The following is a 10896-nucleotide window of genomic DNA, read 5'->3' as shown; positions in this document are numbered from 1 at the left end:
CACATTGCTTTATGCGCAGACCATAAATAATGAAGGCGATTATAAATGCAGCGGCAGTATTATAATCTATTATTTTAAAAGCAAATGCCATTGCAAAGGCTGATAAATTGAGTGCTGAGCATATAGCACATGATACAGTATCTCGTTTCATGCTCGTAAGTACCGCTTTCACTATAATAACAATCAGCGTTATGAAAGGCAATGCATAGAACGACGATATTAGTTCCATAAGCAAGCTTGAAAACAAATAAACGTCAGTAATTAACTGGAGAATTATAAGGACTTTACTTTTGTTTTTTATTTTTTTCAATCCAAAGCAAATTGATTGGATCATGTCTTCCTGAGCTTTATCGAGCATATATTCCTCCGCTTATAAGCTGTAGGGCAACACTGCGCAAAACCTGCGGTGCGCTTTGCACAGTCCGCCTCCGAAATCCGTGCTTTGTTCAAAACGCAAGGAAGCAATCCGGCGATTCATTGAACTTTTTTGTCCATTTAATTGAGAATGGAGCAGCTACGCAGGATAATCCCCCCGGTCAGTCACCAAAGTGTAGCCGATGGACTCCATCCGCTTTTGCAGACAGGAACGGCACTGGGCGCTTTCCTCCCCGGTACAGATCTTGTTGTCGTACAAAGAATATTTTTTCCGCACTGCCACCGGAGAAAGGTTTGGCATCACCACATTGGCACCAGCCAGAATCCCAAGCTCCCGCCCTCGGGGATCAATCGTACCCAGCGCCGTGGTGGCAGGCAGCAGCACCTGTTTCTGCTGGATCCGGATCAGGCTCAGCAGAAACAGCGTCAATTCCAGAGTCCCCTGGGGCTGGTTATGAAAGGGGGTGTCCCCATGGGGAATGAAGGGGCCGATACCTACCATTTGCGGTTGCAACCGCCGGATAAACAGCAAGTCCTCTGCCAGGGTTTCCAGAGTCTGCCCGGGGGATCCCACCATAAAGCCGCAGCCGGTCTGGAAACCCAGTTCCTTGAGCGTTTCCAGGCATTTGATCCGATGCTCCAGGGAAAGGGGCTCTGGATGCAGAACACGGTAATGTGCCGGATCCGCCGTTTCATGCCGCAGCAGATACCGGTCAGCCCCGGCCTGTCGGAATGCTGCATAATCCGCCTGACACCGCTCCCCGATGGACAGGGTCAGAGCGCAGTCCGGATAGGCACCTTTGATCTGCCGGATTATGTGTACCATCCGCTCCCTGGTGAAATAAGCGTCCTCTCCCCCTTGCAGTACAAAGGTGCGGAAGCCGAGGGCATACCCCTCCCGGCAGCAATCCAGGATTTCCTCCTCTGTCAGTCGGTAGCGCTTCGCCTTGGGATTGCTCCGACGCAGACCGCAGTAATAGCAGTCATTTTTGCAGTAGCTTGTAAATTCGATCAGTCCCCGGACGAAGATCTGCTTTCCGAAGTATCGATCTCCGATCTTCCGTGCCTTTTCCTGGGCGTACAACCGATCTTCCTCTGTATAGTCAGACAGCAGCCGGATGTATTCTGCCCGCTCCAGGGGCTGTACCTCCAGCTTGTCAATCCATTCCTTGCAATACATGGCGTTTCCTTTCTGTATAGGTTTCTATGATATAGTATACCGAACCCATAGGATTTTGTCAAGGTGAGAAGCCTTGCTGTGATGCCTTGTTTGTGGTACAATAAGGACATACTTACAGCAACATTGCACAGAGCTAGCCTGGCGGCTTTGCACAGCATCTGATGACGAAAAATCCGCCCAACATCTACTGCATATTCTTTGTGCGGTGCTGCCTTATTCCAATCAGGAGGCGACCACAGTGAATCGAACAGAATTTGAACAATTCATCCTTGCCTGGTACCCGTCGGAGTCGGACTGTCCCTGGGCAAGTCATCCCCGGCACAAGGTGTTTCGCCACAGGGGCAACCGCAAATGGTTTGCACTGATTATGAACATATCCAGAGATAAACTCGGGCTGTCCGGTTCGGATATGCTGGATGTGGTCAATCTGAAATGCGATCCCCTGCTGATTCCTTCCCTTCGGGAGCGGCCGGGCTGCTTTCCTGCATATCACATGAACAAAGCCCACTGGATCACAGTGGCGCTGGACGACAGCGCATCGGACGAAACCATCAAAATGCTCCTGGATATGAGCTACGCTGCCACCGAGTCAAACGCATGCAAGATGGAATCCTAAGGCAATAGTTGTCCCCACACGCAAAGCCCCTCCTGCCGGGCAGAAGGTGTTGCCTCAAATCCAATTATTGCGGCGGGTCCAGTTTTTTTCGTGCCCGGTGGCGAATCCGATTCACCACATTCCAGCAACCCAAAAGCAACAGGATCAGATAGGGGACGGCAAACCAGCATAGTTCCTTTGTGGAAAAAATGCATAAGCTCACAAAACCGCTTCCATGCCTCCCGACTTGTCAGTGTGCTCTGGAATGCCTCGTATAAGGTACAACCCAGATAGATCAGGCTTGGCAGACATAATGCAGGAAGCCATAATTGGTAATAGCGGTTGGAAACACTCGCACTGCCAGTCCATCTTCGTACCAGTATTGTAATCAGATCTGCAATGGCTGACCAAGGCACGATCATCATCATCCAATACAAAATCAGATCCCGGATCACTTGCGAAAAGGTCTGCCGATACCGGTACTGGGGCAGCACCGTATTGGTTTCCGGATTGTATAGGATGGGCGGCACCAGATAGCTCTGCTTTCCGGACTGAAAGGGGTATTCTTCCGAAAGCTGAAGCAGATTCCCCTGGGAATCCACCAAGGCGATCCGGAAGCTCTGACGAGTTTCACACAAATTGAGAAACTCATCGGCTGCATTGAAGCACAGCGTAGTCTTTCCCGGATTCGTGCGTATATCTGACAGATGGGAATACCATTGAATGCTCCGATATGTGCTCCCATCCTGCAGTGCCACCGGGGGTGCGGATTTCCTTACACCCTCAATCTCCTTGTATTCACGATACTCCGGATCCTCCTCCGCCAGTGGAATCAGCAGCTCCAGCATTCCCTCCGCCTCTGTTCCCTCCTGGAACTGAATGGTACATTCATATTCTGCATGACATCCGTTCAGCATTACCAGCACCATCAGCAGGATCAGTCCACACAAAGCAACCCTGTATCGTTTCAAGCATGCCACCTCTTTTCGTCCGTTTATTCAGATGCTTTGTATCATATTCTATCACAAATATCCATTGCTTGCAACCACCGAAAGCAAAAACAGCCCCATCGGTTCCCCGATGAGGCTGTTAGTTTATCCAATTACGTTTTTCAGATATGCTGCCGCCGCCTGGTTGTACAGATACAGAGCCGCAGCAAGCTGCTGCAGATTCTCCGGCGCATCCGGACTTGCCAGCACTGCATGCACATAGCACATGGTGTCGTAGTGCAGGGTGTAATCGCCGATCACACAGTCAGCAGCGGTTCTGCCGGGGGTGATCTGCTGATCCATATAGTAATACTCCCCCTTGTTGCCGCTAAAGCCGTATTGGCTCACGTCTACACCGGTTTTCACCTTGAAGTAATGCCGCAGGATCATATCGGATTCCAGCAGCAAGCTAGAGCCGTAGTAGGTAATGCCCTCCGGCAATGTGCCGGATACGGTGGGATTTGCATCCGCCAGAGTATCCGCAGTGATGCCGCGCATTTCCTCAGCAGCGCCCAAAGTATCCCCGTCAAAGTATGCCTTGGCGTATGCACCATACCGCAGGATCTCCTGGGTCAGTGCCACCGTTTCCGCAGAATACTGATTCTCGTGGTCGAAAATATAGTCTGCATAGTCCGCCACCGTAAAGGTGTAAAGTTCACTGCACAGCGAGTCGGCATACATCTGTGCTGTAATCGGGGCAGTCATTTCCTTCGGAGCGACCTCACAGTTGAAGATATAATAGGTCTGGTTGTTGCGGGTCTCCCTTATGGCATCCGATACATAGATCTTCTTAGTCTGACCATCGGGCAAAGTAAACAGCATATAGCTGTCGAAGCGTGCTACAGTGCGAGGATCCAGCTCCATGTAGAAGCGAACGCCGATATTGCCGCCCAGGCTCAGAGAATAACCAGCCAGGTGTGCGCCAACCTGATTTTCAAAGAAATCGCAGTACTTGCACTTGCCGTTTTCGTACACATGCCCCCGGAAGGTATCCTGCAGCGCCGTGTTGCTGTAGGAAACGGTATAGGGCGCCTGGTTGTTGCAGCCTTCATAGGTTAAGTACTGATATACTTTTTCGCCGTCCAGAGAAGGTTCACTCTGATGGATCTTTCCGTTGTCCAGATCCTGCCCCCAGATCTCACCCGACTGTCCCGATTGCAGGAAGTATGCTACCTCGCCGGAATAGAGTTCCGCAGCGTTCTTTCCCAGAACGTCCTTTGATTTTCCAGTCTCGGTTCCGATCCCATCGCCGCTGAACACGTCGCTGTTGTAGAAGCAGATTTCGATGCTTCCCTCAGTGTCATTGATGCCGCTGATACCACCTGCGTATAGGTTGCTGGTCACCTGCCCAACGCTGCAGCATCTCTGAATGGTTCCGTCATTTCTGCCGCAAATGCCGCCGGCATTGGCATCTGCCGATACACTGGCAGCATTCTGGCAATTCTGAATGTGGCCGAGGATAGCCGAATCATTGACGCCGCAGATACCGCCTACACTGGTACTGCCTTTTACAACGCCTTCCACAGCGCATTGCTGGATGGTACCATCATTATAGCCGCACACAGCCCCTACGGCAATCCTGCCCAGCAGATAGGAATCCATGATGCGGACATTGCAGATCTTACCCTCGGACATTCCAAAGAGTCCCACATGATCCAGGTCAGCATCGTTCACGTACAGTCCGCTGATGCTGTAACCGTTTCCGTCAAAGGTGCCTGCATAGGCTGCTCCGGGTGTTCCAATGGGCGTCCACTTACGATGATCTTCTCCCGATAGCGCCCCACCGCTCAGCACAAATTGGTTCACTGTGATATTCGCCGTCAGCACAGCATTGGCATACCGGTTCTGATCCACATTCTCCAGCGTACCGTTCACAAGCCCGGCAAACCAGTACAGCTGACCAGCATTGCTGATCTCATACTTCATGTTGTCGTTCAGAACAGCAGGCTGCACCGTCTTGCCGCAGGCACAGAACCCATTGCGGGACTCATAGCCTCCGTGTCCGTTGTAAACCGGCTCTGCCGGGGCATTGCCGTAAACCGTACCCGCTTCCAGCTCACAGCTATCGTATGCTTGATTTTTGTACACAATATTCGGGTTGTAGAGCGTCGGCATGGGATCCATACCAAGCAGCTGTCCCCAGGGAGAATCCAATAGTCTGGATTGAAAAAGGTATGCAACCTCACCGGAGGCAAAGGCAGCAGCAGTCATGGGGGAGGACTTCTCCATTTTACCGTCCTCGCCGCCGCATACCGAACCGCTGAACAGATCGCTGTTGAAATAGCAGACTTCCAGAGTTCCTTTTGTGCTCTGCCAACCCGCAATACCGCCGACATTTTCGTTGCCCGTTACGTTGCAGAAGCTGTAGCAGCACACAAGAGAGCCCGTATTCAATCCGCAAACGCCGCCTACACCGATCAGACCTTCCAGTTCTCCCGTGTTGTAGCAGTTCATAATCGACTGATTATTGCTGCCGCACACACCGCCCAGATTATAGTCCCCTTGCAGGGAGGCTGTATTGGCGCATCCCTGCAGATAAGCGTCGTTTACGCCGCAGATACCGCCAATCTCGATGGTGCTCTCTGTTCCGGTCACCCAGGCATCATTGATGCAGTGCTCCACTACGCCACTATTACAATTCCATCCACAGATGCCGCCTAAATAAGACTCCCCCACTGCCAGACCGTAAGTATAACACTCTTTGATGGTTCCGCTGTTTCTACCGCAGATCCCGCCAACTTTAGATTGCCCGTTTACATAGAAATCATCCAGGCATAAATTGGTGATCGTACCGGATGCAGAACGGAACAAGCCTACATAGTCGGTGCCGCTTTCATTCAGGTACATTCCCAGAATGGCATGCCCTTGTCCGTCAAAGATGCCAAAATAAGACATATCGCTGATCCCCATGGGCGTCCAGGGGCGGAACGTACCCTGGTTCAGTTCGCCGGCATCGTTCAGCACATGTTTGTTCAGTACAATATCCGCTGTCAGCACAGCATTGGCAGATCGTTTTTGCTCCACGCCTTCCAGCGTGCCGTTCACAAGTCCTGCGAACCAGTACAGCTGCCCGGCGTTGCTAATCTCATAAGTACCTTCCGCATTCTGCACAGCCGGCTCCATGTAACCGCAGGTTTCACAGAAGCCGTTGTTCAGACCATGAGCCGGAGCCTGATCCCCGTTGGTATTGCTGTAAACAGTGACAGGGGTATCCGACCTGCTACAGGTGGTGTAAATCCGTCTCAGGTAAACCCTTGCGCCTCCAAGCACAGGTATGTCCTGAACCGTTTCTCCGTTGTCAATGTTCTGTCCCCAGGCTTCTCCCAGCTGACAAGCAACTTCACCGCTTGCCAGCTCTGCGGCAGTCTTGCCCGAAGAATCCATGATTTCGCAATTGTCGCTATATTGTATTACCTTACCGTCAAATACATCACTGTTAAAATAGCTGTTCTGTATGATTGCATACATTCCTAAATAATCACCGCAGATGCCGCCTTGTATGGTGTTGCCGCTGACGGACCCCAAAACCAGGCAGTATCTGATGATTCCGCCGCTGCTGCCGCAGATTCCACCGGCTACATAATTGGTGGCGGTTACACGAGCATCACTCAGGCAGTTTTCCACCACCCCATTTTTCTCCATGTAGCCGCAAATACCCCCTACATTTATAGTGCCTGTTACCATACCGGAAACAGCGCAATTGCAAATGGTTCCGTTGTTTAAGCCGCAGACAGCACCCACTTTACGCTGTCCGATGACATAGCAGTCCACCAGGCGCAGATTGGCGATCGTGCCGTTTGATGCACGGAACAAGCCTGCGTTGTCCGTGCCGCTTTCATTCAGATATATTCCCTTGATGGCATGCCCCTGTCCGTCAAAGCTGCCGGTGTATGGCGTATCCTCCGTACCCATGGGCGTCCAGGGGCGGAATGTTCCCTCGTTCAGTTCTCCCTGGTCATTCAGCAGGTTTTCGTTGAGCACAATATCCGCTGTCAGCACTGCATTGGCGGACAGATTCTGCTCCACATCCGCAAGGGCTCCGTTTACAAGCTTTGCAAACCAGAGCAGCTGTCCGGTGTTGCCGATCTCGTATGCGCCTGCTTCATTTTGCAGTGCAGGCTGTATGGTTTCTCCGCAAGCGCAGAAGCCGTTGTGGGATGCATAACCACCGTGTCCGTTATACACGCTCTGTCTGGTATTGCCGTAAACCACAACCGGCTCCAGCTCACAGCTTTCAAAGATACCGTTTTTATACACAATATCCGGACTGCCGGGGATGGGGTATGCATCCGTCCCCAGCTTCTGTCCCCAAGCCTGCTCCGGCTGGGAGCCTTGCAGCAGGTATGCCGCCTTGCCGGAGGAAAACGCCTCCCCGTTCAGCGACTCCGCATTGGCATCCGGCGCTGCCGTCTCCAGGTAATAGCAATCAGTGATGACCGCTCCCTGCCCGGTGCTGCTGCTGGTGCTGGGCTGACCGCAGATGCTGGCACAATCCTGGTCGTTGGTCACAGTGCCGATGTTGGCACAATTCTGAATGTAATACGTATCATACCCGGATCCGCAGATGCCGCCGGCACAGCCTCCTGCGCTGACGGAACCGGAATTGAAGCAATTTTTGATGGTTGCAGTCTTCCCGGAATAGCCGCAGATGCCGCCGCCGAAATATGTAGCAAAGATCCTGCCGGTATTGGTACAGCCGGAAATGACCGTTCCCGTGCCGCTCTGTCCGCAGATACCGCCGCCGGAAGCCGTACCGGACAGGGTTGCCCCATTGTGGCAGTTCTGGATATTGCCGTTGGCCACACTGCAGATACCGCCCACTGATGTCGGCGCCTTGAAATAGGAATCCGCAATGGTAAGATCGGAAACAGTTCTCCCGCTTTCCAGAATGCCGATAAAACCGCCGTTGCCCTGTTCCATATCCAGATACAGGCCGCTGATCGTATGATTGCCGCCATTGAAATTACCTGCATAGGGATTCATGTAATCGTCACCCAGGGGTGACCAGGGGCGGAACGCAGCTGTCTTCTCCGCATTCAGGGTACCGTCCTCCAGCAGCACGTTTTCATTGATCGTGATATCCGCCGTCAGCACTGCATTGGCAGAGGTGTTCCGGGACACGCCTGTAAGCGTGCCGTTCACAAGCCCTGCAAACCAGTACAGCTGCCCCGGGTTGGAGATCTCGTAGTACCCCTCTGCATTCTGTGCAGCAGCCTGGGGAGTTGCACCGCAGACGCAGAAGCCATTATGCGCCTCGTAGTCCACATGCTGGCTGTACAGGGGCTGATCCGTATTGCTGTATCCGACTCCAGGCTCGCCTGCCTTGTCACAGGTGCTGTATACGTCTACCTGATAGACCTTTGCGCCGCCCAGCATCGGATCACTGTCCTCGCCGAGCTTCTGTCCCCAGAACGGCTCCGACTGTCCCTCCTGGAGCAGATATGCAATCCTACCGCTTGCCATCTCTGCGGCGCTCTCCCCCGAGGAATTTGTAATGGTAGAAGAAACGGTACGGCTCACGACCTCTCCGCTGAACCGCTCCTTGTTGAAATAACAGTGGTCGATCGATGCCGAGTCTACGCTGCCGCAAATGCCGCCCAAACACGACAAAGAACTGGTCACGGTACTGTTCGCATAGCAACGCTCGATGCTTGTACTTTCAGCCATGCCGCAGATACCGCCGGCATCGTTATCCGCAGCAGTAACGGAACCGGCAAAAGAGCAGTTTACAATGCTGCTGCCGTTCCTTAAAGTTCCACAGATGCCGCCTACATAATTAGATCCGGAAAAATAGGAGTCCACAACACTGATGTTGGAAATGCTTGCAGAGGCGTTGGCTGCACCCACAAGCCCCACGCCAATCTTCTTTGTATCCTGAATATAAAGACCGCTGACGGTATGACCCTTTCCGTCAAGCGCACCCTTAAATTCGCTCCCCCGAACGGAATGATCTCCAATGGGTGTCCATGGGCGAAAGCTATCCGCATCATATTCATTGAGCGAGCCGTCCTCGTTCACTACATATTTGTTTACCGTAATATCCGCCGTCAATTCGGCGTTTGCTGCTGTATTCTGTTCTGTTCCGTCTGTAAGGGTACCGTTGACCAGAGCCGCAAACCAGAACAGCTGTCCTGCGTTGCCGATCTCATAGGTCGCCTCTGCATTCTGCTCGGCTGGCTGGAGTGCCTGACAGGAGGTACAGAAGCCGTTGTCATAGCTGTGCTCCGTATGCTCCGTTTCCTCTGCCGCCCATGCTGAAAGATCCAGGCGGAAGCTGCCGTCCGGGAACTCCAGGAGGGGTGATCCGCACATCAGCAATGCGGCAAACAGAGCCGTCAGTTTCTTCAGTGTTTTTTTCATCGCTTTCATTCCTTTCTGTATATTTCAGACAAATCCCCACAGAGCCTGCAGGGTACTGTGTTGCCCTTATTATACCACATCCAGCGGAGCATTGCAATCAAACTGTCGTGAACGTCAATTTTCTGTCGTAAACGTCAACGGAAGGAGTGGAAAAAGCCTTGCGGATATTGTATAATAGAGTGGGTGGCTGTGAACAGCCGGATACTGTGTACAGACACGAGCGAGGTGTGAAAGGTGCGCATTGGAATTGTAGATGATATGCCGGAGGAATCCGCCAACATGGAGCATGCTCTGAACTGCCTGGGTGCGGAGCTGGCAGTGGAGTTTGAGATCCATTGCTTTTCCAGCGGCGAAGACTTCCTGAAACACTTTGAACCGGGTGGCTTTGATGTGGTGTTCATGGATATCTACATGCAGGGCATGTCCGGAACAGAAACAGCCGCCGCTCTGCGTCATCAGGACAGTCGCTGTATTCTGATTTTTCTGACCACCAGCATGGAGCATATGCCGGAGGCATTTGCCTGTCACACCTTTGAATACATACAAAAGCCATTTGAGCCAGACCGAATCCGCAAGGTCATGGAGGATGTGCTCCGGGTCATGCCTCCCAAGGCGAGATACCTCACATTCACCAGCAACAGGCAGACTGTCCGCCTGTTGTATGAGCAGTTTGTTTCCGCCGTTGCAGACGACCATTATGTGCGCATCACGGACAGCAGCGGGAACAAATACAGCACACGCATGAAATTTTCAGACTTTGCCGATCCCCTTGCCCGGGACAAGCGGTTTCTGCTGATCAACAAGGGCATGCTGGTCAATATGGATCACATCACCGCTTTCGGGGAATACGGCTGCCGCATGAGCAGCGGTGAGACTCTTCCGGTTAAGGTCAGGGACAGGGCAAACATTGAAGAAGCCTGGCTGCATTACAGCTTTTCCGCAATCCGCAGTGGACAGAAAGGCAGGCGATCCTCTTGACAATTCTGAATTGGCTGCAACAGGCAGTACAGTTTCTGGTGCTGATCCCTTCTGCCATGCTGTGCTACCTGCCCATGCATCGACAGCTGCGTTTTTCGCCGAAAAAATCCGCATTGCTTGCGGCAGGTACGCTGCTGGTCTATATTCCGGCTGCTGCCTGGTGTGCAGCTGCCCTGGGACTGGACTGCAACATAATCCTGCTGCCCTCTCTGCTGCTGTTCAGCGTGGGCTATCGCCTGACATAAAAAACCGACTGGAGCCGCTGCATCTGCACATTCCTGTTCAGCTGTGTGGTGTCCGCATTCGTCTCCAATTTTTCCTACGCCTATGATGCATGGCTCCATCCGGGGAGCACCTCCGGTCAGTTCAGCTGGCAGGCAGCTCTGTTTCAGTTTGCAGCCACCGGCATAGCGGCGGTA

7 protein-coding genes are annotated in these 10896 nt (G+C 52.6%); 3 read left to right on the top strand and 4 right to left on the bottom strand.

Going from position 1 to position 10896, the window contains the following annotated elements:
• Both QVO51_RS07170 and hydE read right to left on the bottom strand, forming a co-directional pair.
• Positions 1-358 (bottom strand): hypothetical protein (locus QVO51_RS07170; protein ID WP_288167973.1); only part of this gene is annotated, 358 nt, incomplete at its 3' end.
• Between the two features lie 156 nt (positions 359-514).
• A complete protein-coding gene (hydE, locus tag QVO51_RS07165) occupies positions 515-1555 on the bottom strand; it encodes a [FeFe] hydrogenase H-cluster radical SAM maturase HydE (protein ID WP_022357829.1) in 1041 nt (346 codons plus the stop codon).
• A gap of 238 nt (positions 1556-1793) precedes the next feature.
• Between hydE and QVO51_RS07160 the strand changes: the two genes are divergently transcribed.
• Entirely contained in the window at positions 1794-2171 is a 378-nt protein-coding gene (locus QVO51_RS07160) for an MmcQ/YjbR family DNA-binding protein (protein ID WP_022357828.1), read from the top strand.
• On the opposite strand, the gene QVO51_RS07155 is transcribed toward QVO51_RS07160, so the two are convergent.
• Together QVO51_RS07155 and QVO51_RS07150 are read right to left on the bottom strand one after the other, a co-directional pair.
• Complete coding sequence (locus QVO51_RS07155; protein ID WP_022357827.1) at positions 2168-3121, bottom strand: hypothetical protein; 954 nt, start codon at positions 3119-3121, stop codon at positions 2168-2170. The genes QVO51_RS07160 and QVO51_RS07155 overlap by 4 nt on opposite strands.
• Positions 3122-3244: 123 nt before the next feature.
• Complete coding sequence (locus QVO51_RS07150; protein ID WP_022357826.1) at positions 3245-9499, bottom strand: hypothetical protein; 6255 nt, start codon at positions 9497-9499, stop codon at positions 3245-3247.
• 234 nt (positions 9500-9733) lie between these two features.
• On the opposite strand from QVO51_RS07150, the gene QVO51_RS07145 reads away from it, so the two are divergent.
• Positions 9734-10477 carry a LytR/AlgR family response regulator transcription factor gene (locus QVO51_RS07145; RefSeq protein WP_022357825.1) on the top strand — a complete coding sequence of 248 codons (744 nt, stop codon included), beginning with the start codon at positions 9734-9736 and terminating at the stop codon, positions 10475-10477.
• A complete protein-coding gene (locus QVO51_RS07140; RefSeq protein ID WP_022357824.1) occupies positions 10474-10722 on the top strand; it encodes a hypothetical protein in 249 nt (82 codons plus the stop codon). Before QVO51_RS07145 ends, QVO51_RS07140 begins: the two co-directional genes overlap by 4 nt.
• The last annotated feature ends 174 nt before the right edge of the window (positions 10723-10896 follow it).

This window comes from Ruminococcus sp. CAG:379, from assembly GCF_000434255.1.
GTDB classification, from domain to species: Bacteria; Bacillota; Clostridia; order Oscillospirales; family Ruminococcaceae; genus Ruminococcus_F; species Ruminococcus_F champanellensis.
This window is presented reverse-complemented; position numbering and strand designations above follow the sequence as displayed.

Excerpts from the sequence above, each read along its gene's own strand:
- hydE (WP_022357829.1), bottom strand. The coding sequence starts at position 1,555 with ATGTATTGCAAGGAATGGATTGACAAGCTGGAGGTACAGCCCCTGGAG.
- QVO51_RS07150 (WP_022357826.1), bottom strand. The coding sequence starts at position 9,499 with ATGAAAAAAACACTGAAGAAACTGACGGCTCTGTTTGCCGCATTGCTG.